The sequence below is a fragment of the Corynebacterium sp. LaCa_205 genome (genome assembly GCF_057458085.1).
Window position 1 is genome coordinate 2,344,887 of the sequence record NZ_CP190931.1, and the last position, 23,881, is coordinate 2,368,767.

A 23,881-nucleotide genomic window follows, 5' to 3' on the forward strand; every position below is an offset into this window, starting at 1 on the left:
CAAGATACCTGGTTACTAGAGCTCAATGGCATGCAGGGCCACTTCGGGTTGGTTGGTAGCGAGCATATCCACCCCATTGGCCCACGCCCACTTCATATCCTCCGGCTTATCTACGGTCCACAGGTAAGTAGGCAATCCCTGGGCACCGATAATTGCTGGCTGTAGCTTCGCACGCAGCAAGGATACGCCCAGAGCGGTGGGCTTGGACAACATCACATCGGGCCGGTTGACGTGGCGTTCCCAATCGCGGCGGAGATAAATCCGGTCCATATGCGGCGCCAAGTTTTGCATCCGCCGAATGGCATGGTGGGAAAAGGAAATGATGTGGATCCGGGGATCGTCGAAAAGCCCTGCATAACGCAGGCGCAGCACCGTTTGCTCCTCCAGGATGTCGCCCTGCCCGGAGGGGTGCTTGGTCTCGATGTATAGGTGGTGCGGTTTGCCCTCGAGTAGCTCCAAGAGTTCATCGAGAAGCATCATGCGTTGGCCCGAACCGATGTCCACGCCGCGCAATTCTTCCCAGTCCAGCTTGGAAATGCGGCCGGGGCGCCCCGCAGTGCGGTCCAACGTGGGATCGTGTTGGACCACTACCTTTCCATCGCGCGTCAAGCGCACATCGCACTCGACGCCATGAATTGGCAAATCTAAAGCCTTCTCAAAAGCTAGAGGGGATAGCTCTGGATATTTTCCGGAGTATCCCCTGTGGGCGACAATCTTCACTAGCCGAAGAACTCTTCCTTGATGTCATTCAGGGTCTTCGCAGAAGCATCGAAACGCTCCTTTTCGTGCTCATTGAGCTGCAGCTCAATCGCGCGCACGATGCCGGAACGATTGATAATGGCGGCAGTGCCGATGTAGAGATCTTCTACGCCGTACTCGCCCTGCAGATACGCAGACACTGGCAGAGCCACGTCCTGGTTCTGGATGACGGCGGCGGTAATGCGGGCTAGGCCCATGCCGATGCCGAAAGAGGTAGAACCCTTGGCATCAATGATGGAGTAGGCAGCATCGCGGGTATCTTCGAAGATCTTCTCGATGCGCTCAGCGTACTCCGGATCCGTGTCGAACTTCTTGGACAACGGAACACCAGCGATATTGGCAGTAGAGACGGCCGGCAGCTCGGAATCGCCGTGCTCGCCCACGATGTAGGCGTGAACGGACTTCGGGGCAACGCCTTCTAGCTCACCCAACATGTAGCGGAAGCGAGCGGAGTCCAGCACGGTGCCGGAGCCGATGACTCGCTTGTGGTCCAGGCCGGAGGCCTTCCATACGGCGTAGGTCAGGATGTCCACTGGGTTGGAGGCGACAAGGAAGATGCCGTCAAAGTCATTGGCCATGACATCGGAGACGATGCTGTTCATGATCTTGACGTTTTTGCCCACCAGGTCGAGGCGGGGTTCGCCCGGCTTCTGTGCGGCACCGGCGCAGATGACAACCATATCGGCGTCTGCGCAATCGGCGTAGGTGCCCTTGGTGACGCGAGTGCGGGTGGGGGCCCAAACAACGCCGTGATTGAGGTCCATGACGTTGCCCTCTAGCTTCTTTTCATCGATGTCGATGATTGCCAGGTGGTCAACGATGCTTTGGTTGATGAGAGCGAAGGCGTAGGCGACTCCCACGTCGCCGGCGCCGATGAGAACTACCTTGTTTCCTACATGATTTGCCATGACCCCATTGTGCAACTTTTTGGGGGGTTTTGCACGGGCTAGATCTCACCCTGAAATTCCCACCGAAATCTGGGACAATCGGGCATTATGAAACGCGCTCTCCGCCGCGCTGCACTAATCGCTCTTGGCGTAGCCGCGGATCTCACGCCCATCGTCCGTATGACCAGCCGGCAAACCTTACCGCCCAATATGTCGGCTGGAATTTTGGGTGCGGAATTAGCCACGTGGGCAGCAATTTCACCCTCTCTCCTCCCTCGCCCGTGGTGGGTGACTGCCGCCAATGTAGCCATTGGCCAGGGCATCGGACATTTGGGGGCGGCTTCGACAAGCTTCCTACTCAACAGCATTGGTAAGCGCCCCCAGGACCGCCTGGGGCCACAACATCGACAGATCCTGCACCTTGCTATCGGCGCCGGCACCGCCTTTAATGCCGTACTTTCGTTGCGCAACCAGAAAAAGCAGGCGGAGTTAGTAAATAAACAGCTCGTGCGCGGGCCCGTTACGGCGGCGATCGGCTTGGCCGCTGGCACCGCAGGCTATGGCACACTACTGCTTATCGGGGAAGCCACACAGCTGGCCGTTACTAAATTATCGCGCCAGTTGGGACGCTGGGTTCCGGCGCTTATCGCTTGGCCGGTTGTTACCGCAGGACTGAGCCTAACGGCCTTTGCCCTTTCTGATCGCGTGGTTTTTCGGCGCTGGTTGCGCTCACTTTCGCACCAAGCGCAAAGAATCAATAAGCAAATTTTCCCCGGCACCTCCATGCCTTGGGAGCCGGAGCGGTCCGGTAGCCCGTGGTCGCTCGAGCCGTGGTCGGCGCTGGGGCAGCAGGGGCGCCGCTTTGTTTCTAATGGCCCCCGCGCCCGCGATATCCGCATGGCAACGGGAATCAATGCGAAAGAGCCCATCCGCATCTATGCCGGATACATTCCGGGGCGTTCCTTCCGGCAATCCGCAGAGAAAGTTCGCGCCGAACTCGAGCGCACTGGTGCCCTAAGGCGCGAAACTATTGTTATCCAGATGCCTGCGGGTTCGGGATGGATAAATAATTGGGGCGCGTGCTCCTATGAGTTTTTAACCGGCGGTGATTGCGTCACCGTCACCATGCAATATTCCTATCTGCCTTCGGTCTTTGCTTACCTTGTAGATAAAAACGCCCCGAAGCAGGCAGCCCGCGAATTGATTCGGGTGATACAAGAAGAAATAGATAAGCTACCGGAGGAAAACCGCCCTCGGCTCTATTTTGCAGGTGAATCGCTTGGAGCCTACGCCATTATGGATAACTACCATAATGTGGAGGACCTACTTTCTGCCTGCAATGGCGCCGTCTTTTCCGGCCCTCCACGCATGACGCATTTTACCCAGCGTTTGCGCCGAGACATTGGCTCTTTGGAACGTCTGCCCGTTATCGATGGCGGTAAACATGTGCGCTACGCAGCGGCCCCGGACCACACGCTGCACGACGCCTTTGGCAACGACTTCGCCCATACCTGGCGCCGGCCCCGCATGCTCATTGCCCAACACGCTTCCGACGCCATCGTGTGGTGGGACCTGAATCTCCTTGTGCGCAGGCCCACATGGATCCATGAACCGCAGCCGGAGGCCCTGCACGCGGATACCTTCCGGCAGCTGCACTGGGTGCCATTTATTACCTGGTGGCAAATTGGCTTGGACCAAATCAATTCCCTCAACGTCCCCGGCGGGCACGGACACAACTATTTTGAGGAAATGCTCTGGTATTGGGACGAGGTTTTAGGATCCCAATCGCGCCAATCGCTCACCCCAAAGTTGGCTAAGAAGATTGCCCGCTTCATCCGGCGCGACGCTTAATCGCACTTCACCCCGGTGCTGTGGTGCGGGCAGTATCCATTGGGCACCTTATGTAAATACTGCTGATGCTCGTCCTCAGCTAGGTAGTACTCCCCGGAATCTGTATCGGAGAGAAGTTTAACCTCCGTGGTGGTATCTCCGAATCCGAATTCCTTGAGCTTGTTTGCATAGGAATCCACGATGTCCTGGATTTCTGCCCGCTCATCCTCCGTGCGTGGATAGAAGGCAGAGCGATATTGCGTGCCTACATCATTGCCCTGACGGAAGCCCTGGGTGGGATCATGCGCCTCAAGGGCCTGCACCACAAGATCACGCAGGCTGATGCGTTGCGGGTCATAAACCACCTGAACCACCTCGGCATGGTTGGTCAGTCCGCGGCATACCTCGTAATACGTAGGATTCGGGGTAGTGCCACCCGCATAGCCCACCGAGGTGGACTCCACTCCTTCTGTCTCCCAGAACATCTTCTCCGCACCCCAGAAACATCCCAGTGCAATGAGGATGGAGCGCTGCCCTTCTTTCCACGGTCCGGTAATCGGCGTTCCTAAAACAGCATGCGGGGCAGGGGCCAGAATCGGTTCGGCTCGCCCTGACAGGGCTTGGTCTGCGGCAACGAGCTTGGGCTCTGGTTTAAACATCCACATGAGGCATAGCTCCTTCCTTATTCCTTCTTCCCAACGTTGTACTGCGAAAAGCTATTCCACAGCCAGTTAATTTTCGCGCTGGTTCCACAATTCGAATTAATCATGGCGAAATCTTTCAACCGTGCCTATCATCGGGACACGTACCCGAAGAAAGGATTAAATTAATGGCTGTTTACGAACTTCCTGACCTCCCATACGCATTCGACGCACTGGAGCCACACATCTCCGCAGAGATCATGGAGCTCCACCACGATAAGCACCACGCAACCTACGTTGCTGGCGCTAACGCTGCACTCGAGGCGCTCGAGGAAGAGCGCAACGGCGAGGCTAACCCGGATCGTATCCGTGCCCTGTCCAAGAACTTGGCATTTAACCTGGGTGGCCACACCAACCACTCCATCTTCTGGAAGAACCTATCCCCGAATGGTGGCGGCGAGCCAACCGGCGAGCTGGCAGAAGCTATCAACCGCGACTTCGGCTCCTTTGAGAAGTTCAAGGCTCACTTCTCCGCTGCCGCTACCTCCCTGCAGGGCTCTGGCTGGGCAGTTCTGGGCTACGACCACATTGCTGGCCGCCTGATCATCGAGCAGCTGACTGACCAGCAGGGTAATACCTCCATCAACTTCACCCCGCTGCTGATGCTGGATATGTGGGAGCACGCTTTCTACCTGCAGTACAAGAACGTTAAGGCTGATTACGTAAAGGCCGTATGGAACGTCTTCAACTGGGATGACGTTGCTGAGCGCTTCGCTGCAGCCACCAAGTAACTCCTTTTAGTTACACAGGCCGCCCCCTCTGGGGCGGCCTTTTCTATGCCCGGATAAACTCCCGGAATTGCTGCACCGGAGGCGCATCGTCCCCGGCGCGCCACACCAAACCGAGTTCGCGGTACGCCGGCGGCGTAAGGGGAACTAGGCTTCCCACCTGTAGATAAGGATCATCCAGCGGCAAGAGCGCCACCCCAAGGCCGGCCGCTACCAGCCCCGCAACGGTGGTAAGCTCCATCGATTCGAAAACAAGGTGGGGACTAAAGCCGGCATCTTCCGCCAGGGCATCAAGGAGCATGCGCGTGCCATAGCCGGGAAGCATGCCGATGAACGGCTCGGCCGCACATTCCGCAAGATCTACCTCTTGCCGGTGTGCTGCCCAGTGGCCTTCCGGTACCGCAAGACCTAGGCGCTGCACCTTTATCTGGTGCCAGCCCAATGCGGCATTCGGCCGCGGGCCTACCAGCGCGAGGTCGGATTCGCCATTTTCTACTCTGCTCACCAGCTCTTGCGCCGCCCCTTGGTGCAGGCGAATATCCACGTGGGGGTGCAGCTCGCGATAACTTTTGATCAGATCCGGAACCAGCCAGGTGCCGAGCGAGTGCATGAAATCAAGGCGCACGGTACCTCGTTCGGGGTCCATGAGGCGGGCTACATCGTCCCGGCCTGACTCATAGGCGCGGAGCATTTCCCGTCCTGTCGCAGCGAAGACGGTTCCGCGCGAGTTTACATGCAGGGTGTGCCCAGTGCGCTCAAAAAGACGGGCACCGAGGCTTGCTTCTACGCGCTGTACGCGGCGGGTCAGTGCAGATTGGGAAATCCCCAGCTCATCGGCCGCAGCGCCAACCCGACCGTAATCCACCACGGCGAGGAAGCCGCGGATATCTTCAACATTCATGCATGCTCCGCATCGCTTTTTGTAATTTTCCACATTTTACACATGCAGTGCCACAAGGCAGGCTAAATGACATGACTAGAACGCGGCGTGCAACGGTAGCCATGCTCCTAGTGGGCTTGGCCATCTTCTCCAGCCTTTATTCCACCCAAGCTATTCTTCCCACGCTGGTACAAAACATGGGTCTTTCCTCCACCGAGGCGGCCATGACCGTATCGGCCGCTACGGGCGCGCTGGCCCTGTGCGTCGTCCCCGCTTCCATCCTCTCCGAACGCTTCGGCCGCGGCCGTATCCTGCTTATTTCGGCCGTTTCCGCCACCAGCGTGGGGCTCATTGTGCCGCTCGCTGCCGAAGGATGGCATCTTATTTTGCTGCGCGGCCTGCAGGGCGCTCTCCTCTCCGGTGCACCTGCTACCGCGATGGCATGGCTTTCTGAAGAACTCGATGATAAAGCGCTGCCGCGCGCCATGGGGCTCTACATTGCAGGCACCTCCGTCGGCGGCCTTACCGGCCGTCTCATTCCTACCGGGCTGGTAGAGATTTCCACGTGGCGCTGGGCCCTTTTTGGTTCGGCGCTAGTTTCGCTCGCCTTTGCCATCACGTCGTGGCTCCTGCTTCCCGCGCAACGCAATTTCCGGCCGAAATCCATCCATCTCACCAGCGAAAGTCGGGCGCTTTTCGGCCACTGGGCTAACCGGGATTTGGCATTGCTCTTTCTCACCGCGTTCCTCTCTATGGGCACATTTGTCTCCATGTACAACTTCCTGACCTTCCGGCTCATCGATGATTTTGGGTTGGCCCCTTCACTCGCCGGTTTGGCCTTCCTCTTCTATCTTTCCGGCACGTGGTCCTCTGCGCGGGCGGGCTCTCTCGTGGCACGGATCGGGCATGGGAAAACCCTCTGTGCTTCAGCCGCACTTTTTACCCTTGGCATCGCATTATGCGCCGGTAACCTTCCCATGACGCTCCTGGGCATGATCGCCTTTACCGTGGGCTTTTTCGCCGTCCACTCCACTGCCTCCGGGTGGGTAGGCCAGATTGCCACCCATGACCGTGCGGAGGCGTCCTCGATGTACGTATTCTGCTATTATTTCGGCTCTTCTGTGGTGGGAGCGTGTGCAGGCATGCTTTTCGACGCCCTTTCTTGGCCCCTCTTCATTGCCTTCTTCACCGCGGTGGCCCTTAGCCTTAGCGCACTGACTTGGACCAGGATTAAATCCGACTAATATCGGTTTTATGCCTGAGAATAAGTGGTCGGCGCGGACGTGGCACCGAAGGGCCTCTCGGCCCGTATCTCTGTGGATGATGGTCTTCATCCTCGTGGGTGCCACGCATACCCTGGTGCCGAACTACCGATGGGTGCTCATTCACCTGTTCACCCTCGGACTAGTGAGCAATAGCATCATGGTCTGGTCACAGCACCTGACGGAAAAATTCACCCAACAGCGCCTCCCCGATTCCGCCCGGCCCACCCAATTGGGTCGCATCTATGGCCTCAATGCCGGCATCATCATCACGCTACTCGGCCAAGTCCTTATGGAATTCTGGTCCCATCACTGGATAGTCACCCAGGTGGGAGCCACGCTCATTACTCTCATGATGCTTTGGCATGCGGCATCGCTCTTCCGGCAATGGCGCGGCGCCAAAGAAAAGCGCTTCCGGCCGGTGGTGGGCGCCTATGCACTTTCCGCCCTCTGCCTGCCGGTAGGCGCCATGTTTGGCGCACTGCTAGCGGTCCACCCCGGCCACCCTACGCTGCTGCTCGCCCATATCGCCGCCAATATCGGCGGTTTCATCGGCTTGGCAGCGGCCGGCTCCCTCACCATCCTTTTCCCCTCCATTTGGCGCACCCAAGGTATCAATCGCCACATGCGTTCCTCCTTTGCCCTGCTCGCCGTCGGCGTGGCCGCCACCATCATTGGGGCCTTCCTCGGATTCCCCCAGTTGGGCCTAATCATGTACTGCTGCGGTTGGGTACTGAGTCTGCAGCAGTGGCTCGACAACGTGCTCACAGTGGCTAAAGACCCGCGCGATCGCATTACTTTCGCCTCGGTCTCCGTCCTTATGGCCTCGTTATGGCTGGTGCTGTCTTTGGCGTATTACACCGTCCAGCACTTTTTCACCCCTGAACCGGCACTGCCTTCCCTCGCCTTGCTGGTGGGGTTTGCCGGTCAGCTCCTCATCGGCGTCATGAGTTACCTCTTGCCCACCACCATGGGTGGCGGCCCCTCTGCCGTCCGAGCGGGCCTACAGCAGCTAGACAAACTCGGCTTATTGCGTGCCACATTCGTCAATGGCGGGCTACTCATCTGGATCGGTACCGATGTTTCCCTGCTCAAGGTGGCCGCCTCCCTTCTGTGCATCCTTTCTCTGGCTGTCTACCCCGTGCTCATCGCCCGAGCGGTCAAAGCCCAGAAACAGGTCTTAATGAAAAAGGCGGAGGGCCCAGATCCCAAGCCGGGACCTGAATGGAACCAGGTATATATGGGCATAGCGATCCTCGCGGTCGTGTACGCCCTATTTACAGCGCTTTAACCCCCGGTGCTCCGGCATCCATCCACTCGCGTACCGCGCGGGTGGCCTGTACATCGCCGGAGTTATAGTCCAGCAAACGCTGCCGCGCCACGAGGTCCCCGGCTAGCGCCTCGCGCCGCGCATTCACGGATTCTTCGCCGTCGAAATCCTCTTCTGGCCACGTAAACCCAGCCTCAGGCGCAACAACCTTCAGGCCCAGGCCAAAGGGGCCGGCGAAGGATCTTTTAACGTGGGCAAACATATCCACCCACTCGGGCGAGGAGATGAACTCTTCTACCTCCCGCTCATCCACCTCGTGGAAACGCCGCGCGGACATACGCATCCAGTGATTCTCGCCATGGGCAGAGTAGCAATAAGCAGCAAAGGTTTTACCCTGCGCATGCGCCTGCGCCCGCAGATCCATCAGCCAGCGCCAGAAGGCCGCAAAATTTTCCGCCTCGGCGCGCCCTCCCAACGGCTCCCAGGTCACGAAAGGGACATACTCGCCGTCGTACCACGCTCCCCATAGATACGCGCCCTGGTCCAGGTAGGCTTCCATATCCACGTCTACTTCCACGTCCGCCCGCGGAACGTTCACGTCACCGCGGCGCAACAATACTTCCCCGGCGCGCCAGGCGGCTGCAAGGCGGGAGGGTTCGCCCAGGTCGGCGTCGATAAGCGCCTGCACGGAAGTAATACCTCGCTCGCGGTAAGGCTTAGCGCGGTCGCCGGATAAAAAGAGCGAAATATCATCCGCCGCCACCAACTCTGGTTCACACAAAGACCAGAAGCGGCAGCTAGCGCACTCTTTAACCCGTACCGGCGCAGTAGGCAGCGGCTGATTCCACGCGCGTTCCAGATCAAACCTGGCCGTGTCAGTAAAAAATGCTCGCGTGCGATCCTGTCCAATGGCTCCGCCCCGGCCCGAATCAAGCCCTAGATCCTGCAAAGCACGAGCGGCAAAAGCTAAGCGGTAGCCATCCACCGCATGGTGGCGCAGCTTATACGGGGCTTCGAGCGGCTCGCTCAGCCCCAACCTGTGGGTGGGCACCGCCAGCGTCGTCTTCGTGTCATTCTTGCGGGCCACACGATGATTGGAGACGATGATCGGGGTGTATTTATCGCCCTCACGCAGCAGCACATCCACGTGCACCATCCACTCCTCGGTAGCAAAGACCGCATTGGTGATGTGCGTATATCCGGAAACCACAGCCTCAAGGGTGCGCATGGAGCGCTCCCACTCATCGCCTTCTAAATCGATGCGGCGGAAACGACCGGAACCCCTGCGCGGAAGCATCTGCATGACCGCCTCCACGGCGGCGGCGTGGCGCTCCGCCCGGGCAATCGAGGCATGGGTACGCGGCATCTCGGGGTGCGCACGCCGCTGCACTAAGCGGTAACGGCATCCCACAAGGTCCGAAGCAACAACCACATCCTCCACACCGGGTGAGCTTAATAGAATGGCAAGGTAAAGTTGAATCCAGACTCGATCAAACGTGAGGGAAATTAAATGAGCATTCTGAAGAAAATTAAAAAGGCCCGCCAAGAAGCACGCGCACAGGCAAAGGCTGCCAAGACCCGCGCTAAGGCAGAGGTAAAGGCCCAGTCTAAAGACCGCCGTCGCCAGCAAAAGCTCCTGGCCAAGCAGGAAAAGCACCTCATCAAGTCTGAGGAAAAGGGGCTAAAGAAGCGCCGCAAGCACGAGGAGAAGATGGCCAAGAATGAACTGGCCAAGCTCAAGGCCGGCCGTTTTAATTCCGATAACGTCAAGCGCTACGCCGGTGCACTGCGCACCGCCGCTCCCCTGCTGCTGCCACTTCTCTACCGCGGCTACGTAGGCTTGAAAACCGAAGGCGAAAAGCGAAAGGCCGCCAAAGCCGGCGTAACTTCAGACCAGATGGCTTCCTTTTCCGGCTACGGTGCCCCGCTCAAGGCCCGCACCGCAGGTATCCGCAATTCCCTCGATAACACGGATATCCCGGCCGGATTCAAGCGCGATGTGCGCGACCGCCTCCAGGAAGTAGACTCCGCCATCGACAATGCTGAGTTTATGACTAAGCAGCAGCGCCGCCGCGCACACAAGACCATTAGCTCGGAGATTGACTCCATTACTGCGGAAATCCAGCAGCGTCTGGCCCAGTAAAATCATTTATGCCACCACCGAATAGGGGGCGGTGGTGGCATATATTTATTTTCCATAAAGTTCCGGAATTTTTCGGGGAAAGTCTTTTCAGCCAGAAAAAGATGCGGATAATCTTCTAATCGCCCTATCCCTGAAACACCATTAATGCTCTCTTTGCTTGGTGTGCATTTAGAAAATTGGAGGCAAAATGTCCCGCCGTGAAGTGACCCAATTTTACGACGACTTGGACCACACCCTAATTCCCGAAGACCAGCTAGAAGTCATTCACTTCAGCGTGAACGGTCAAAACTACCTTATCGATCTCTCCACGGATAACGCGCGTCGCTTCCATAATCTTCTCGCCCCCTACGTGGATGCCGCCCGCGTTGCCCCGGACATCAATGCACAGCGCGCCAATCCGAGTCAGATCCGCGCATGGGCACGCACCCAAGGGCTGCCAGTGGCGCACCGGGGCAAGATCCCGCAGGACGTCATCGAGGCCTACAACGCTGCCAACTAGAGCACGCCCTGCTCGCGCGCAGCCGCCACGGCGGAGGTGCGCGAACGCACACCCAACTTGTCATAAATGTGCACAAGGTGGGACTTCACGGTGGCCTCAGACAACATAAGATCTTGTCCAATCTGGCGGTTTGAAGCACCGGCTGCCACCAGCTGCAATACTTCTAACTCGCGCGGTGTAAGGGAAGTACGCGGCGTGCGTACGCGAGTCATTAGCCTATCGGCCACGATAGGAGAAAGCGCCGAATCGCCCTCCGCAGTCGAGCGTACCGCCGCGAGCAACTCCTGCGGTGGTGCATCCTTGAGGAGATAGCCCACGGCGCCGGCCTCAATCGCGCCGAGAATATCCGCATCGGTGTCATAGTTAGTGACCACCAGAACCTTGGGCGGGGTGGCCATGGCGGATCGAATCTGCGCGGTAGCCTCCGCACCACCCATAACGCGGGTCCCTTCCACGCCGGCGCCAAAGCGCAGGTCCATCAAGATGACATCGATGCCGCCCGCCTGCGCAGCCGAAACCGCAGCTTCGGCCGTAGCGACCTCCCCTACGACGTCGATATCTTCTGCGCCCTCCAGCACGGAGCGCAAGCCTAGCCGGACGATTTCGTGGTCATCTGCTAATAGGACCCGAATCACGACATTCCTCCTATCGATGTCATTGTCAACCAAAAGTTTAATCTACTCGGCTGTTTAAGGGCATACTAGCTGACACAGCAGTGCCCTCCCCCGGCGCGGATTCAATAATGACCTCCCCGCCTAGCTCCTGCGCGCGGCGCCTGATTGCGGCCAGCCCAATATGTCCCAGCCCTGCAGGGGTACTCTCCACCGCGGCCGGATCAAAGCCCTTGCCATTATCCACCACGTCCAGGCGCACCTCATCGCCCTCATAGGTCACCGTAATCCGGGCGCGGCTCGCCCCTGCATGCTTGACGACGTTCCCCACAGCCCCCTGCGCAATCCGCAATAACGCCGCCTCTACCTTCATGGGCAACTGTTGTACTTCACCTTCGGATTCCACCTCTACGTGGATGTCTCCAGTAGCACCAAAGTTCTCCGCCATGCGGGTCAACGCCGCCTCAAGGGAAGCCTCATTGAGCGTTGGCGGCTGCAAGGCCGCAATCATCGCCCGAGCCTCGTGTAGATTATCCGCGGCCGTCCTTCGGGCCAATTCGATGCGCTCTCGCGCCTTGTCCACGTCCTGCTTATCCAAATCGCGGTCCGCCGAATGCAAAAGCATTTGAATAGAAGACAGCCCTTGGGCAAGGGTGTCATGAATCTCGTGCGCAATGCGCTGACGCTCGGCCACCATGCCAGCATCGCGCTCCGTGGCCGCTAGCTGCGAACGAGTTTCTATCAGCTCCTTATTCATCCGTGACAGCGTACGGAAAGCGTAGGTAATCGCTATCGTCACCAGCGCCGAAACTGCCGGTCCCATCACCCCGCCAAAGGTCAGCCCCTGCGGTATCTGCACCGCCACGGTGATGATTGAGGCTCCAATAACGCAGACTATGCCCGCCGCCATATCCAGCACCGTGAGGTACAGGAAGAACATCGCGAAGACCAAATAGATTGCCGCTGGAGCCACAGAAAGGTCCGCTATCCACAGCACCGATAGGATGCATAGCCATAGGTAGCGCACCGGCCTAGCCCAGTTCTCCCCGTACACCGAGCCCGCGAAATATACCGCCGCAAAACCCACCAAGAGCAGCAGGTTAATAATCGCTTGGGAAAGCGGCATCCGCGCCGAGGTGAAAATGCCGACCACCAGCAGGCCAGCGGTGAGGATATGGATGCCGGTGCGGAGTGCATCGGTATCCCGGTCTATTGTGGAGTTCATGCGCAAAAGCCTACTTCCCCTTTTCACCCTAGCCGCTTTTGGGATCGCCGGCTGCGATTCATCCACGCCCGCCCCTGCGCCAAACACCCCGGTAACCCCAGAATCATCGCAAGCACCCGAGGTTAACGTCTCTCAGACCGCGGAGGTCAATGACTGGAGCGATTGCCCCTATATCGGCCCCGGCTGGCTAGAAAAAACCAATGGCCAGCGCCTGACCAAACAGGGCATCGACACGCGCTTTCCCACCCCAGCCTGCGTATTCTGGTCTTATCAGGACGATCCACAAGCCACCGTCATCGTGCGGGATATGCCCACGGCCGAAGACGCTCGCGCCGCAGTGGATTGGGCCGCACCTATCGACGCCACCGAACCCGCCTCTTTTGACGGTTGGGAAGGCGGCCGGGGCGTGGTCGATGAACACGCCGTATACGCCGTGCAGAAGGACACGCACGCGGTGCTGGTCTGGAGCAACCAGCAACAAACGGTTAAATCAGAGCAGATCGCCCACGAGGCGATTGCGAACTTAGGCCTTTAGACCGCGACATCGTTATACGGCATCATTGGCGACAGCCACGGGAATACAACCTCCATCAGCAGGAAGAAAACTCCCACCGCAATGGCGATGGCCAAGATGACTTTCACCGGTGTCGGCCCCGGCAAAAAATTCCATAAAGCGCGATACATTATTTCTCCTCTTTTTCTACTTCCATAGCGTGCACAATCATGCGCTCCGCATTGGAAAATTGCGGGTGGCACGTGGTCAGGGTAAGGATCTCGCGATTCGGCGCGGCGTCAGACTCTGGTACTGGGTTGGTCACTGAGACATCGCCAGGCGTTGTAATATGCCGGCCAACCACGTGGGAATACTCCGGCGGTATTCCGTTAAAGCAATCCACCTGCTCTCCATCAATGGGCAGTACGCGATAGGTGATTCGCTCCGTTTGCGTCTCCACCACGATGTCATCGCAGGTCTCCAGCTTGCCTAGATCATTAAAGGGAGCCCCCTTGCCCACGCGGTGGCCGGCAACGGCAAAGTTTCCCATCTCCCCCGGCATCTGGGAATCTACGTAGCGACCAGGACCGCGGAGCAGATCATCTTCATTGGTGCCCTCAATGATGGCGAAGTGATAGTCAGAACCAAAGGTGGGAATGTAGAGCTGGGCGAATGCCTCGCCCAATTCCGGCTCCATCTTCTGGCGTGGGTTCCTCCATTGCTCTTCAAGATCGGCACTCGCCTCTTCTTGCAACTGCCCGGATTCTACATTTGTCCAATAGGCTTCATAGAATGCAAAGAGTAAAAGAACCACGCCAATGGTTAGCATGAGTTCCCCAAGAACTTTAGTCATGCCTTAGACCATACTGCCCATGAAAGGTTAAGTATGTACGAAGTCTTCATGTACCCGGTTTCTGGAATCATGAAATTCTGGCACTGGATCGTCAGCAGCTTCGTCAGTGAATCCACGGCTTGGCTGATCTCGATCATTCTGCTCGTTATCACCGTGCGTGGCGTCGTTGTCCCCCTGAACTGGATTTCCGTACGTTCCGCCCGTATCGGCGCACTCATCCGCCCAGAAAACAACCGCATCAAAAAGCAGATGAACAACGCCACCACTACCGAGGAAATGGTGGAGCTCATGCAAGAGGAAAAGAACCTCATGAAGAGCTACAACTATAACCCTGCAGCGGGCTGTTTTCCCCCACTCATCATGATCCCGGCCTTCATCGGCCTCTACCAGGTGCTCCTGCGCATGTCTAATATCGAGCGCGGCTCCACCACCGTGGGAATGCTGAATGCCTCCGATGTGTCGGCCTTCCGCCAAACTACCTTCTACGGCGCCCCGTTGACGGATTTCGCCCGCGAACACGGCGACCTCATCAACCCCATCTTGATAGCCGCTATTACCTTTACCATGGCTAATTCTGTTATTTCTCTGGTGCGCAGCTTCCGCACCACTCAGTTTGATCAAAAGGTCAACCGTCGCGTCTTCATCATCATGGGCTTTTTGCTCTTAGTCATCCCATTCTTCCTATGGCACTTGGCCCAAACCGGACCAATCCCGGTAGCAATCATTCTCTACTGGGGCTGCGCGTATCTCTTCACGCTGATCCAAACCGCCATGTTTGAGATCATTTTGCACCGCGACTACCCACTTACTGAGGACGTTCATACTATGCGCCGAGACAGCATTCGCCGCTGGCGCAAGCGCGAAAAAGAACCCGCCCTCTCCAAGGAAGAGAAGAAGCGGGTCAACCGGCTACGTATGGAGGCACGAAAGTACCTTAAATCGAATAATCAGCAGGGGGAGCAGAAAGCATCTGAGTAGCCAGTTCGCGAGCCGTCTGCAGCGGCCCAATCTCCTTGGTGAGCCGAGCGCCGGCGCGACCACCATCCAAGAAGATCAAAAGCTGGCTCGCCTGCGAAGAGGATGGGTACCCATTGCGCTCAGTCAACAATGCCGTCAAGGTAGAGTGCACCCAGTTACGGTGCTCAATACATGCGGCCACGATCCCGTGCTCAGCTTCAGTTTCTGGTCGCGGGTATTCTCCGGCCGCATTCAAAAAGTGGGATCCGCGGAAATCCTGCTTGGGTTCTTCCTCAATCGCTTTATCAAAAAAGGCCAGGATCTTTTGATCCGGATCCGTCATCTCCGCAGTGCGCTGCTCCCAATCCTGGCGGAACTTCTCGTCCAAAGCTTCCACATAGGCGATTACGAGCGCATCCTTGGAACCAAATAAGGAGTACAAAGAAGCCTTAGCTACATCCGCCTCACGCAGGATACGGTCAATTCCGATGACACGAATGCCCTCGGTAGTAAAGAGCTTGGTCGCCGATTCCAGCAGCCGACTACGCGGGCTGGGCCGATTACGACGCGACTTCTTTTCTGCCATGGTTTCCTCTCTAAAACGACAAAGCCGGTTCATCTATACCTTATAGACAAACCGGTTTGTACGCGAATTAGATTCGGGCTACTTCTTAATGAGCCCCACGATCCACAACAGGATACAAGCACCACCGGTAGCAGCAATCAAGGAGAAGATCCATCCGCCTTCCTCAATGTTCAGGAAGTGGATAATCATTCCGCCGATAATGCCGCCCAGCACACCAACAATAAGGTTGGTCAACAAGCCATGGTCGCGCTTCATAATCTTTTCTGCCAGCCAGCCAGCAATAATACCGATAACAATCGAGCTAAAAAGCCCCAAACCCAAATTCATGCAATCCTCCTAAATTAACGGGTACACTCCAACGTACACGAGCGAACCGGCCCTAGGGGGGTACGCAACAACAAAGGTGCTCCGCCTACATGGGCGGAGCACCTTATACGCAGTAGCTTTTAGTTGTCCTCATCCGGGCGAACAACCATCATCGGGCATGGTGCAGACTGCAGCAATGCGCGAGAGGTCGAGCCCAAGAGCATACCCTTAAAGCCGCCGCGGCCATGGGAGCCCACAACCAGAAGCTGCGCACCTTCTGCGGCTTCGGTCAAAGCGCTCACTGGACGATCCCGGGTGATAAGCTGCTTGACCTCTACGTCTGGGTACTCCTCGCGCGGCTCCTTGAGGTTTTCAGCCAACAGCTCGCTCTGCTCCTTCTCGATATCAGCCCACTCAGACTGGGCGGCCGAAAGACCAGCCAAGGAAGCCTGTACCTGCATATCCATCCAGGTGTGAACCGCAATCAAAGCGGCGCCACGAGCCTGCGCCTCACGGAATGCATAAGCAGTGGCCTTCTGCGAGACCTCAGAGCCATCCACACCGACCACAACAGGACCGTACTTGGTGGATTCCGTAACGTGATTATCTTCGCGAACGACAACCACTGGGCAAGAAGCGTGGGAGACAACCGAAGCGGAGACAGAGCCCATCACCATGCCAGACAAGCCACCCATGCCGCGGGAACCCATGACGATCATGGTGACATCATGCGACATTTCCAGCAGCATATCGATCGGGGAGCCCTCAGCCACCGTATGACCAATCTTCAGCTCTGGGGCAACCTCATGAGCGATAGCGCGAGCCTCTTCGATCTTTTCCAGCGTCTCGGCCTGCAAGTCATCGAAAAGTTCCTTCGGCGGAACCATGCCCTCTGCGTACAAGAACTGCGGCATGGTGTAGCTCGATGCAATTCGAAGAGGAATCTCGCGCTTCATAGCCGTATTTGCGGCCCAGCGGACTGCATTCTTGGATGCTTCCGAACCGTCAACGGCAACGACTACAATGTCTTCCTTGGCCATGATGTGTCCTTTCCGTGGTTATACCTTAATTGTAGTACGGATTAGGCTTGAGGGTTGATGGTTGCGGCCTCAGAATTCGACGGGAACATAACGGTGTAAACAAATTCCAAGACGGTGCGAATTACGGCGCCGATACCTTCAGAGAAAAAGGCAACAACCGGTTCAATGAGAGAGTTAAAATCCATGGACAAAACCTTAGTACATCGCAGAAAAGGTTTCACGCCTTTACCGATTAAAGACGGCCTAAACCCAACCCGCGTGCGCACCCCTGAGGCAAACATAACCGCCTGGGATTTTCTTAGTGCAGTAATCTCGGCACAACGCCACCGGCATCCTCACGATGACGCCGCCGCGCTCCAAGCGCGCTTTGACTCCGGCGAGGTGGTCCTACGCGACCAAACCCAGCTCCGACCGGAATCCGTCTTGCGCCAAGATGAGGACGTCTTTTTCTACCGCATGCCGGCACCCGAGATACCGGTGCCTTATGACATCCCCGTTCTCTATGAAGATGAACACATTCTCATCGCCGATAAGCCACCGTTCATGGCCACCATGCCACGGGCGCGACATATCGTACAGACCGCTACAGTCCAGCTGCGGCGAATGACCGGAAATAGCGAACTAGCACCAGCACACCGTCTAGACAGACTTACATCCGGAATCTTGCTATTTACCAAACACCGTGAGGTGCGCGGTGCCTACCAAACCCTTTTCGCTGAAAAGAAAGTCGCAAAAACCTATCAAGCGATCGCCAAATACCGGCGCTTTCCGACGCCCCTCCAATGGTCCTCGCACCTCACCAAGACCCCCGGCGAAATCCAGGGCCGAATTGGCGACGGTCCCCCTAATGCGTTCACTACCCTCGCTTCAGTCGACCGCATAGACAATGCCCCTTATGAAAAACTACACGGCCACCTGCCAGAATTAGGAATTTACTCATTAAACCCCACCACGGGTAAGACCCATCAATTGCGTCTCCATATGTGGCAAGCAGGCGTACCTATCCTGGGTGACCCAGTCTATCCAGAAATCTTTCCCGAAGAAGCAGAGGATATGCGTATCCCCATGCACCTAACGGCCACGCGCATCGAATTTACTGATCCCCTGAGTGAAAAGCCGCGCGAGTTTGAGTCCGCCCTGCCGCTATACACACACCGTCTCATCGATTTTCAGTAGCACAAGCCCGGTACGCCGAGCCTCGTGCTAGCGGCTTCTCGATGGCCTATGTTGAAACCGATGGCTGCTACAGGATAGGCAGTGTGGTGGTAGTAAAAATAGCTCAATAGCCCGAGACTGCATAGACAGCTCGGGGCACCCTTGCAACGTTGTGGGCCGGTGACAAGATGTGAGTCCGCCCAGACTCTCCCCTCCATAGCCTTCAGCCGTACTCTTGGCTTTGCAGATGAGGCCTTCCACCGGCCGGGAGGGCTGGTAAAACGCAAAAAGAAGAGGGCGGTGGTATACCGTCCTCTTCTTCTTTGTTGTATTTTGTTGTGTTTGTTGTTTGGTGTCGGCGGTGACTTACTCTCCCACAACCTCCCGGTTGCAGTACCATCAGCGTGTGCAGGCTTAGCTTCCGGGTTCGGAATGGGACCGGGCGTTTCCCTGCAGCTATTGACCACCGACAAACCTTCAGAACATCTACCCTCTTTTTAATGGGTGTTCGGGTGTTGTGTCAGATACTGCATAGTGGACGCGGTCACGACAGTGACAAATTTGTTGTTTCTTGTTTTTGTTGTTTTGCCAGCACACATAGTGTGTGTTGGTGTTTGTTGTGGTCAATTAGTACCAGTAGCCTTCACACCTTACAGTGCGTCCAGGTCTGGCCTATCTACCCTATCGTCTTTAGGGGACCTTAACGAAACCTCATCTTAAAACAGGCTTCCCGCTTAGATGCTTTCAGCGGTTATCCCTTCCGTACGTAGCCAACCAGCGATACCCCTGGCGGGATAACTGGCACACTAGAGGTACGTCCGTCCCGGTCCTCTCGTACTAGGGACAGCTTTCTTCAAGTTTCAACGCGCGCGGCGGATAGAGACCGAACTGTCTCACGACGTTCTGAACCCAGCTCGCGTGCCGCTTTAATGGGCGAACAGCCCAACCCTTGGGACCTACTCCAGCCCCAGGATGCGACGAGCCGACATCGAGGTGCCAAACCATCCCGTCGATATGGACTCTTGGGGAAGATCAGCCTGTTATCCCCGGGGTACCTTTTATCCGTTGAGCGACACCACATCCACAAGTAGGTGCCGGATCACTAGTCCCGACTTTCGTCCCTGCTCGACATGTCTGTCTCACAGTCAAGCTCCCTTGTGCACTTACACTCACCACCTGATTGCCAACCAGGCTGAGGGAACCTTTGGGCGCCTCCGTTACATTTTGGGAGGCAACCGCCCCAGTTAAACTACCCACCAGGCACTGTCCCCAACCCAGATCATGGGCCAAGGTTAGATGCTCAATCCGATCAGAGTGGTATTTCAACAACGACTCCACCACCACTAGCGTGATAGCTTCCAAGTCTCCCACCTATCCTACACAAACCGAACCAAACACCAATACCAAGCTATAGTGAAGGTCCCGGGGTCTTTTCGTCCTGCCGCGCGTAACGAGCATCTTTACTCGTAGTGCAATTTCACCGGGCCTGTGGTTGAGACAGCAGAGAAGTCGTTACGCCATTCGTGCAGGTCGGAACTTACCCGACAAGGAATTTCGCTACCTTAGGATGGTTATAGTTACCACCGCCGTTTACTGGGGCTTAAATTCTCAGCTTCGCCAACAACGTTGACTAACCGGTCCTCTTAACCTTCCAGCACCGGGCAGGCGTCAGTCCATATACATCAACTTAACGTCTTCGCATGGACCTGTGTTTTTGATAAACAGTCGCTTCCCTCTATTCTCTGCGACCCCACAACGCTTAACACCGCAAGGATGCTCACATCGTAGGGCCCCCCTTCTCCCGAAGTTACGGGGGCATTTTGCCGAATTCCTTAACCACAGTTCACCCGAACGCCTTAGTATTTTCAACCTGACCACCTGTGTCGGTTTAGGGTACGGGCCATACACACACATCGCTAGAGGCTTTTCTCGACAGTACAGGATCACCACCATCAACCCCAATGGGTCTACGCATCACGCCTCAACCAAAATGTGCGGCGGATTTACCTACCACACGGTCTGCACGCTTACACCACCAATCCAATAAGTGGCGTGGCTACCTCACTGCGTCACCCCATCACTTGAACCACACATCAGGCCCCACGACATCAACACCACCAGACTTCAAAGAAGACCAGCAATGCATCCGCGGTGGTTAGTATCAGTGCTTTATCATGGGCGCGCATGTACGGGTACCAGAATATCAACTGGTTATCCATCGACTACGCCTGTCGGCCTCGCCTTAGGTCCCGACTCACCCTGGGAAGACGAACTTGACCCAGGAACCCTTAGTCATCCGGCGGATAGGATTCTCACCTATCAATTCGTTACTCATGCCTGCATTCTCACTCGCACACAGTCCACGCCTCCTTACGGTAACGCTTCAACCCATGCACGACGCTCCCCTACCCAACAAAAAATTGTTGCCGCGGCTTCGGCGGTGTACTTGAGCCCCACTACATTGTCGGCGCAGAACCACTCGACCAGTGAGCTATTACGCACTCTTTCAAGGATGGCTGCTTCTAAGCCAACCTCCTGGCTGTCTTCGCGATCCCACATCCTTTTCCACTTAGTACACCCTTAGGGGCCTTAACCGGCGATCTGGGCTGTTTCCCTCTCGACTATGAAGCTTATCCCCCACAGTCTCACTGCCGTACAACACAATTAGTGGCATTCGGAGTTTGGCTGACATTGCTAAGATTGTAGTCCCGCTCAACCAACCAGTCGCTCTACCTCCACCAAGCTATAATACGACGCTGCACCTAAATGCATTTCGGGGAGAACCAGCTATCACGGAGTTTGATTGGCCTTTCACCCCTACCCACAGCTCATCCCCGCAGTTTTCAACCTACGTGGGTTCGCGCCTCCACAACCTCTTACAGCTGCTTCACACTGGCCATGGGTAGATCACCCCGCTTCGGGTCCAGGACATGCCACTTGACACCCCATTAGGATTCGGTTTCCCTACGGCTACCCCACACGGGTTAACCTCGCGACATGCCGCTGACTCGCAGGCTCATTCTTCAAAAGGCACGCCATCACACACACACGGTGCTCTGACGGATTGTAAGCACATGGTTTCAGGAACTATTTCACTCCCCTCCCGGGGTACTTTTCACCATTCCCTCACGGTACTCATACACTATCGGTCACACTGAGTATTTAGGCTTACCGGGTGGTCCCGGCAGATTCACAGCAGATTCCACGAGCCCGCTGCTACTCGGGCAACCCAACAACCCACACATCATCATCTTCAGCTACAGGACTCTCACCTACTCCGGCAGGCCATTCCAAACCACTTCACCTAACAACAATGCGAGGGCGCGGCAATGGTAGTCACCGCACATCAGGGCCCACAACACCGCACACACAACCCCTACCAGGTATCACATGCACACGGTTTAGCCTCATCCACGTTCGTTCGCCACTACTAGCAGAATCATTATTATTTTCTTCTCCTACGGGTACTGAGATGTTTCACTTCCCCGCGTAAACCCCCACAACAGCTATGAATTCACTGAAGGGTAACCCCACATAACCAGGGCCAGGTTTCCCCATTCGGACATCCTCGGATCAACGCTTAATTGACAACTCCCCGAGGCTTAACGCAGCCTTTCACGTCCTTCATCGGCTCAGCATGCCAAGGCATCCACCATGCGCCCTTAATAACGAACACACAAACCACCACACACAAAAAGCGCGGGCGGCCACACAAGTGAACTTGACAAAATAAACACAAAAAAGAAATCACACAAACACACACAACACACCACACAAAAGCGCAGCCTGCCATACGTGTTTAATGCTCGCGTCCACTATACAGTTCTCACACAACACCCCAACCACAAACCAGCACACACACTGTGTCCACCAGTCATATGGTCAGGCACCACAAAAAGGGGATAATGCCCCAGACACCCAACAATGCACCAACATACAAACAAATACTTTTTTCAAACTGTGCACGACACTGTGTGTCACAAAGCGCCATTCAAACACTCGGTCTTTGTCTTAAAGGTGTATCTTCCACCCGGAAATTTTCAAACAAACAACGTTGGCAGCATGACACTCGCACACTCAACCAACACCCACCACAAAGTGGCAGGACAAGGCACAACTGTGCCCAAATAATAAAGCTCCTTAGAAAGGAGGTGATCCACCCGCACCTTCCGGTACGGGTACCTTGTTACGACTTCGTCCCAATCGCCGATCCCACCTTCGACGGCTCCCTAACAAGTTTGGGCCACCGGCTTCGGGTGTTACCAACTTTCATGACGTGACGGGCGGTGTGTACAAGGCCCGGGAACGTATTCACCGCAGCGTTGCTGATCTGCGATTACTAGCGACTCCGACTTCATGGGGTCGAGTTGCAGACCCCAATCCGAACTAAGGCCGGCTTTCAGCGATTCGCTCCACCTCACAGTGTCGCTGCGCGTTGTACCGACCATTGTAGCATGTGTGAAGCCCTGGACATAAGGGGCATGATGATTTGACGTCATCCCCACCTTCCTCCGAGTTGACCCCGGCAGTCTCTCATGAGTCCCCAACCAAATGCTGGCAACATAAGACAAGGGTTGCGCTCGTTGCGGGACTTAACCCAACATCTCACGACACGAGCTGACGACAACCATGCACCACCTGTACACCAGCCACAAAGGGAAAGACTATCTCTAGCCCGATCCGGTGTATGTCAAGCCCAGGTAAGGTTCTTCGCGTTGCATCGAATTAATCCACATGCTCCGCCGCTTGTGCGGGCCCCCGTCAATTCCTTTGAGTTTTAGCCTTGCGGCCGTACTCCCCAGGCGGGGCGCTTAATGCGTTAGCTACGGCACGAAAGTCGTGAAAAGACCCTCACACCTAGCGCCCACCGTTTACGGCATGGACTACCAGGGTATCTAATCCTGTTCGCTACCCATGCTTTCGCTCCTCAGCGTCAGTAACTGCCCAGTAACCTGCCTTCGCCATCGGTGTTCCTCCTGATATCTGCGCATTTCACCGCTACACCAGGAATTCCAGTTACCCCTACAGTACTCAAGTTATGCCCGTATCGCCTGCACGCCCGGAGTTAAGCCCCGGAATTTCACAGACGACGCGACAAACCACCTACGAGCCCTTTACGCCCAGTAATTCCGGACAACGCTCGCACCCTACGTATTACCGCGGCTGCTGGCACGTAGTTAGCCGGTGCTTCTTATCTAGGTACCGTCACAAAAGCTTCGTCCCTAGCGAAAGGAGTTTACAACCCGAAGGCCGTCATCCCCCACGCGGCGTCGCTGCATCAGGCTTGCGCCCATTGTGCAATATTCCCCACTGCTGCCTCCCGTAGGAGTCTGGGCCGTATCTCAGTCCCAATGTGGCCGTCCACCCTCTCAGGCCGGCTACCCGTCGCCGCCTTGGTAGGCCATTACCCCACCAACAAGCTGATAGGCCGCGAGCTCATCCTACACCGAAAAAACTTTCCAACCATCACACTAAAAATGGCTCCTATCCGGTATTAGACCCAGTTTCCCAGGCTTATCCCGAAGTGCAGGGCAGATCACCCACGTGTTACTCACCCGTTCGCCACTCGAGTACCCTGCAAGCAGGGCCTTTCCGTTCGACTTGCATGTGTTAAGCACGCCGCCAGCGTTCGTCCTGAGCCAGGATCAAACTCTCCACAAAAAAATTTCAGAACAAATCCGAAACAGGCCGTGAAA

The 23,881-nt window shown here is 56.4% G+C and carries 22 protein-coding genes and 3 rRNA genes; 9 read left to right on the forward strand and 16 right to left on the reverse strand.

What is annotated here, in order from left to right:
- Positions 1 to 15 precede the first annotated feature (15 nt).
- Together ACP8J1_RS11180 and ACP8J1_RS11185 are read right to left on the reverse strand one after the other, a co-directional pair.
- Positions 16 to 720 (reverse strand): glycerophosphodiester phosphodiesterase family protein, encoded by a 705-nt coding sequence (locus ACP8J1_RS11180; RefSeq protein WP_023020102.1) that lies wholly within the window; start codon positions 718 to 720, stop codon positions 16 to 18.
- Entirely contained in the window at positions 720 to 1,667 is a 948-nt protein-coding gene (locus ACP8J1_RS11185; RefSeq protein WP_486696734.1) for an L-lactate dehydrogenase, read from the reverse strand. Before ACP8J1_RS11185 ends, ACP8J1_RS11180 begins: the two co-directional genes overlap by 1 nt.
- Positions 1,668 to 1,754: 87 nt before the next feature.
- Between ACP8J1_RS11185 and ACP8J1_RS11190 the strand changes: the two genes are divergently transcribed.
- Positions 1,755 to 3,497 carry an alpha/beta-hydrolase family protein gene (locus ACP8J1_RS11190; protein WP_023020104.1) on the forward strand — a complete coding sequence of 581 codons (1,743 nt, stop codon included), beginning with the start codon at positions 1,755 to 1,757 and terminating at the stop codon, positions 3,495 to 3,497.
- On the opposite strand, the gene msrA is transcribed toward ACP8J1_RS11190, so the two are convergent.
- The gene (msrA, locus tag ACP8J1_RS11195; protein ID WP_023020105.1) at positions 3,494 to 4,141 is read right to left on the reverse strand and encodes a peptide-methionine (S)-S-oxide reductase MsrA; all 648 of its coding nucleotides are present in this window, start codon (positions 4,139 to 4,141) and stop codon (positions 3,494 to 3,496) included. The two genes, ACP8J1_RS11190 and msrA, sit on opposite strands and share 4 nt — an antisense overlap.
- A 164-nt stretch (positions 4,142 to 4,305) precedes the next feature.
- On the opposite strand from msrA, the gene ACP8J1_RS11200 reads away from it, so the two are divergent.
- The gene (locus ACP8J1_RS11200; RefSeq protein WP_005325362.1) at positions 4,306 to 4,908 is read left to right on the forward strand and encodes a superoxide dismutase; all 603 of its coding nucleotides are present in this window, start codon (positions 4,306 to 4,308) and stop codon (positions 4,906 to 4,908) included.
- 43 nt (positions 4,909 to 4,951) lie between these two features.
- Here the strand turns inward: ACP8J1_RS11200 and ACP8J1_RS11205 are convergent, their stop codons facing one another.
- The gene (locus tag ACP8J1_RS11205; RefSeq protein WP_023020106.1) at positions 4,952 to 5,806 is read right to left on the reverse strand and encodes a LysR family transcriptional regulator; all 855 of its coding nucleotides are present in this window, start codon (positions 5,804 to 5,806) and stop codon (positions 4,952 to 4,954) included.
- Between the two features lie 71 nt (positions 5,807 to 5,877).
- On the opposite strand from ACP8J1_RS11205, the gene ACP8J1_RS11210 reads away from it, so the two are divergent.
- Positions 5,878 to 7,029, forward strand: coding sequence for an MFS transporter (locus ACP8J1_RS11210; protein WP_023020107.1), 1,152 nt, complete (start codon positions 5,878 to 5,880; stop codon positions 7,027 to 7,029).
- 10 nt (positions 7,030 to 7,039) lie between these two features.
- Positions 7,040 to 8,338 carry a hypothetical protein gene (locus ACP8J1_RS11215; RefSeq protein WP_023020108.1) on the forward strand — a complete coding sequence of 433 codons (1,299 nt, stop codon included), beginning with the start codon at positions 7,040 to 7,042 and terminating at the stop codon, positions 8,336 to 8,338.
- Here the strand turns inward: ACP8J1_RS11215 and ACP8J1_RS11220 are convergent.
- Positions 8,325 to 9,758, reverse strand: coding sequence for a TM0106 family RecB-like putative nuclease (locus ACP8J1_RS11220; RefSeq protein ID WP_023020109.1), 1,434 nt, complete (start codon positions 9,756 to 9,758; stop codon positions 8,325 to 8,327). The genes ACP8J1_RS11215 and ACP8J1_RS11220 overlap by 14 nt on opposite strands.
- A gap of 69 nt (positions 9,759 to 9,827) precedes the next feature.
- On the opposite strand from ACP8J1_RS11220, the gene ACP8J1_RS11225 reads away from it, so the two are divergent.
- The gene (locus ACP8J1_RS11225; protein WP_023020110.1) at positions 9,828 to 10,460 is read left to right on the forward strand and encodes a DUF6474 family protein; all 633 of its coding nucleotides are present in this window, start codon (positions 9,828 to 9,830) and stop codon (positions 10,458 to 10,460) included.
- 187 nt (positions 10,461 to 10,647) lie between these two features.
- Positions 10,648 to 10,959 carry a histone-like nucleoid-structuring protein Lsr2 gene (locus tag ACP8J1_RS11230; RefSeq protein ID WP_023020111.1) on the forward strand — a complete coding sequence of 104 codons (312 nt, stop codon included), beginning with the start codon at positions 10,648 to 10,650 and terminating at the stop codon, positions 10,957 to 10,959.
- Here the strand turns inward: ACP8J1_RS11230 and ACP8J1_RS11235 are convergent.
- The gene (locus ACP8J1_RS11235) at positions 10,956 to 11,594 is read right to left on the reverse strand and encodes a LuxR C-terminal-related transcriptional regulator (protein WP_023020112.1); all 639 of its coding nucleotides are present in this window, start codon (positions 11,592 to 11,594) and stop codon (positions 10,956 to 10,958) included. The two genes, ACP8J1_RS11230 and ACP8J1_RS11235, sit on opposite strands and share 4 nt — an antisense overlap.
- Before the next feature lie 37 nt (positions 11,595 to 11,631).
- Entirely contained in the window at positions 11,632 to 12,795 is a 1,164-nt protein-coding gene (locus tag ACP8J1_RS11240) for a sensor histidine kinase (protein WP_034655582.1), read from the reverse strand.
- Between ACP8J1_RS11240 and ACP8J1_RS11245 the strand changes: the two genes are divergently transcribed.
- Positions 12,794 to 13,330, forward strand: coding sequence for a DUF2020 domain-containing protein (locus tag ACP8J1_RS11245; RefSeq protein WP_034655585.1), 537 nt, complete (start codon positions 12,794 to 12,796; stop codon positions 13,328 to 13,330). The genes ACP8J1_RS11240 and ACP8J1_RS11245 overlap by 2 nt on opposite strands.
- Here the strand turns inward: ACP8J1_RS11245 and ACP8J1_RS11250 are convergent.
- Positions 13,327 to 13,479: a hypothetical protein gene (locus ACP8J1_RS11250; protein ID WP_023020115.1), complete on the reverse strand. Its 153-nt coding sequence runs from the start codon at positions 13,477 to 13,479 to the stop codon at positions 13,327 to 13,329. The two genes, ACP8J1_RS11245 and ACP8J1_RS11250, sit on opposite strands and share 4 nt — an antisense overlap.
- Positions 13,479 to 14,141, reverse strand: a complete 663-nt coding sequence (locus ACP8J1_RS11255) for a class E sortase (protein ID WP_023031188.1) — start codon at positions 14,139 to 14,141, stop codon at positions 13,479 to 13,481. Before ACP8J1_RS11255 ends, ACP8J1_RS11250 begins: the two co-directional genes overlap by 1 nt.
- A 33-nt stretch (positions 14,142 to 14,174) precedes the next feature.
- On the opposite strand from ACP8J1_RS11255, the gene yidC reads away from it, so the two are divergent.
- Positions 14,175 to 15,119 (forward strand): membrane protein insertase YidC, encoded by a 945-nt coding sequence (gene yidC, locus ACP8J1_RS11260; RefSeq protein ID WP_023020117.1) that lies wholly within the window; start codon positions 14,175 to 14,177, stop codon positions 15,117 to 15,119.
- On the opposite strand, the gene ACP8J1_RS11265 is transcribed toward yidC, so the two are convergent.
- The 4 genes from ACP8J1_RS11265 to ACP8J1_RS11280 form a co-directional block, all read right to left on the reverse strand.
- On the reverse strand, positions 15,076 to 15,684 hold the full coding sequence (locus ACP8J1_RS11265; protein WP_023020118.1) for a TetR/AcrR family transcriptional regulator: 609 nt from the start codon (positions 15,682 to 15,684) through the stop codon (positions 15,076 to 15,078). The genes yidC and ACP8J1_RS11265 overlap by 44 nt on opposite strands.
- Positions 15,685 to 15,762: 78 nt before the next feature.
- Positions 15,763 to 16,011 carry a GlsB/YeaQ/YmgE family stress response membrane protein gene (locus ACP8J1_RS11270; RefSeq protein WP_005325340.1) on the reverse strand — a complete coding sequence of 83 codons (249 nt, stop codon included), beginning with the start codon at positions 16,009 to 16,011 and terminating at the stop codon, positions 15,763 to 15,765.
- 119 nt (positions 16,012 to 16,130) lie between these two features.
- Entirely contained in the window at positions 16,131 to 17,030 is a 900-nt protein-coding gene (locus tag ACP8J1_RS11275; protein WP_023020119.1) for a universal stress protein, read from the reverse strand.
- Positions 17,031 to 17,071: 41 nt separating this feature from the next.
- Positions 17,072 to 17,215, reverse strand: coding sequence for a hypothetical protein (locus ACP8J1_RS11280; RefSeq protein ID WP_023020120.1), 144 nt, complete (start codon positions 17,213 to 17,215; stop codon positions 17,072 to 17,074).
- On the opposite strand from ACP8J1_RS11280, the gene ACP8J1_RS11285 reads away from it, so the two are divergent.
- Positions 17,196 to 18,206: a pseudouridine synthase gene (locus ACP8J1_RS11285; protein WP_084278933.1), complete on the forward strand. Its 1,011-nt coding sequence runs from the start codon at positions 17,196 to 17,198 to the stop codon at positions 18,204 to 18,206. The two genes, ACP8J1_RS11280 and ACP8J1_RS11285, sit on opposite strands and share 20 nt — an antisense overlap.
- A 332-nt stretch (positions 18,207 to 18,538) precedes the next feature.
- On the opposite strand, the gene rrf is transcribed toward ACP8J1_RS11285, so the two are convergent.
- From rrf to ACP8J1_RS11300, 3 genes are all read right to left on the reverse strand, one after another.
- Positions 18,539 to 18,656: ribosomal RNA gene (gene rrf / locus ACP8J1_RS11290) — 5S ribosomal RNA — on the reverse strand.
- A gap of 137 nt (positions 18,657 to 18,793) precedes the next feature.
- Positions 18,794 to 21,861 (reverse strand): 23S ribosomal RNA (locus ACP8J1_RS11295).
- A gap of 468 nt (positions 21,862 to 22,329) precedes the next feature.
- Positions 22,330 to 23,846, reverse strand: a 16S ribosomal RNA gene (locus ACP8J1_RS11300).
- The 16S, 23S and 5S rRNA genes sit together here, the layout of an rRNA operon.
- Positions 23,847 to 23,881 lie beyond the last annotated feature (35 nt).